Origin of the sequence: Cupriavidus sp. SK-3, from assembly GCF_000611145.1 — a bacterium.
Taxonomy (GTDB): Bacteria; Pseudomonadota; Gammaproteobacteria; order Burkholderiales; family Burkholderiaceae; genus Cupriavidus.
Window position 1 is genome coordinate 1 of the sequence record NZ_JFJV02000170.1, and the last position, 2238, is coordinate 2238.

A 2238-nucleotide genomic window follows, 5' to 3' on the forward strand; every position below is an offset into this window, starting at 1 on the left:
GGCGTATCCCACCTTATGGGCGTCGACCACGGCGCTCCACACGATTGCTCCGCCGCCGTTTGGCGAGGCGGTGGAAGTTATCGTCTGAACACGCCCGGGCCACAAGCCCGGGCTTTTTTCTTTGCGGAGAGAGAATGCGGTGTCGCGCGGCGGTTGCGGCGCTCAGCGTGGGGCGTGCTGCTTCCTGCGGACTCTTTGGACTTCTCTGGCCCCCCACGTTGGAGGGGTGGCGGTCGCCACGCGGTGGCGAGAAGACGATGCGTTTCTATCGCCTTTCGGAAATTCCCAGTCCTACGCGTAGGACTGGGAATTTCAATACACCGCCTTCAGGCTGCCTGCAATGGTTGCTCGGCTGTCTCCGCACCGTCTGTGGATGCCAGTGTGGCCGGCTCCGGCGCTGCAGTGCGAGTTACGCGCCCCTCCAGGACGGCGTTGGGGCCGAGACGGATCGTCCCAGCATAGATGATGTCGCCTTTCACGCGACCATTCACGACCAGCGAGACTCTTGCCGCGACGCCACCCTCGACGGTGCCCTCAATCACCACGTGCTCTCCCTCGGCCCTTCCACGAATGATGGAGCCCGCGGCAACGTGCAGTAGTCCCTGCGTGACTGTCACGTTCCCTTCCACAAGGCCTGCGCAAGAGATTCCGTGGTCAGCTACAACGTCGCCGTGAATGCTGATACCGTAGTTAAGCAAGCTAAAAGTTAGTTGTTCCATGGGTTCCTCGCCTTCAGAACAATTTCACGTCGCCACCGTGCGCTGACGCTGGCTTGGGCGACGTCGGGCGATCTGGGGAGGCCGGCGGCACCTTCACTGTCGTGCGCGGAGGGCTGACTGCGCTCGGACGGTGTGTCGCCCCTTCTGTGGTGGCGGCCGGCGCGAGAACGGGCGCGGGCGGGCGGACAGGTGTCAAGTCGCTCGCCTTGATCGACGGGCCAGTCGTTGGAGCGGTGTCTGCGACGACACCGGATTCGGAAGCACCGGGGGTCGGGCCGGCAAGATTTTCCCCAGGAGCCGCCGCGATCGCTGGCGCCGTCGCGGCCTCAGGAGTTGTGCCTTCGCGACGCGTATGGACCTCTGGAGGCGTGTCGTTGCCAGTTGACCACCGTTTCTCCAGTGACGCAGCGGACATGCCAGCGGCAGCGGCCAACACGATCGTCCCTAAGATCATGACCAACATGCGCGTGCGCTGGCCGAGAGCGCCCCAACGCAGACGAGCCGCAGTCGCGGCTTCGCCGGGAGATGGGAGGGCCAGGGGAGATGCTGACGTAGCGCCGGGCGGCATGTCGATCGTGACGGGTTGGCGTGCGTAATGCTCATGGAGTCGCTGGATCTCGCGCAGGTCCATTGTGTTCGTCCTCATTAGTTGAAGGTGGCGCGGGGCTACCGCTGGGGCGCGTTCGTTCGGATGCCGTCAGCGGTGTACTGGTCGTTGTCCGGAATGCAGAGCGAATGGATAAGGGTGATGCGGCGGGAGGCCACCTCGATGGCGGTATCGCGGTCGCTTGGGCCAATGCTTCTTGCGGCGAGGGCGCAGAGCGTGAGAGAGAAGATCTTGTCGTGCTGATTGAGCAATCGGACTAGGCGGCCCGCCAGTGGATGCTTGATTTCGACCAGATGTCGATCCGACATGAGCGGAATGTCCAGGGCGGGCTTCTCCTCAATCCATCCGAGCGCCTTGGTGAGCCCCTCCTCGCCATCGCGGAACGCATCGTCTAGCGCTCGGAGCTTGCCTGCACGGGCCACGGCGAATTTGGCCGCGCAAAAATTGAAGTCCCGCGCCAGAAAGTCCCGCACGAACGTCGAGCAGTACACTACCGTGGCACGGGAGTCCGTCTCAGGTAGGATGCGGGCAATCCGCTGGTCGCTGCCGAGCCGATGAATTGGTTTCAGGCCAGCGGCTTTGCGCCGTTCCCCTTCGGGATCGTCGTCTGGTTCTATCGCTTCAATTTGGGAAGTGGCCATATCCGTTTGTGGCAAGTTCTCTCTCACCCCAGATTGTCGGCCAGGAAAGGAGTGTGACCGACAGAGAAAGCTATACGATTTTCGTGAGCTTTCCAGTGGTCGAGAGGCAGTGCCCTTGTGCATAATTCACTCACACCTCGCGTCTCAGACGCATCGACCTGACTCCACAGTGAGTCCATCCTCTTTAGAAAGTCGTGCCTTGCGCATGCGCCGACCAGTTGGCTACTGGTGTGGAACTTCCATTGTGATGAGCAACTTCGCCGTTTGCTCC

The 2238-nt window shown here is 62.2% G+C and carries 2 protein-coding genes; both read right to left on the reverse strand.

What is annotated here, in order from left to right; translation table 11 throughout:
• Positions 1-326: 326 nt before the first annotated feature.
• The gene (locus CF70_RS17145; RefSeq protein ID WP_051648592.1) at positions 327-719 is read right to left on the reverse strand and encodes a bactofilin family protein; all 393 of its coding nucleotides are present in this window, start codon (positions 717-719) and stop codon (positions 327-329) included.
• A 666-nt stretch (positions 720-1385) separates the two neighbouring features.
• Positions 1386-1967: a hypothetical protein gene (locus CF70_RS17150; protein WP_035867062.1), complete on the reverse strand. Its 582-nt coding sequence runs from the start codon at positions 1965-1967 to the stop codon at positions 1386-1388.
• Positions 1968-2238 lie beyond the last annotated feature (271 nt).

Bases quoted from the DNA above. Each gene is read 5' to 3' on its own strand.
- CF70_RS17150 (WP_035867062.1), bottom strand. From the start codon at position 1,967: ATGGCCACTTCCCAAATTGAAGCGATAGAACCAGACGACGATCCCGAA.
- CF70_RS17145 (WP_051648592.1), bottom strand. From the start codon at position 719: ATGGAACAACTAACTTTTAGCTTGCTTAACTACGGTATCAGCATTCAC.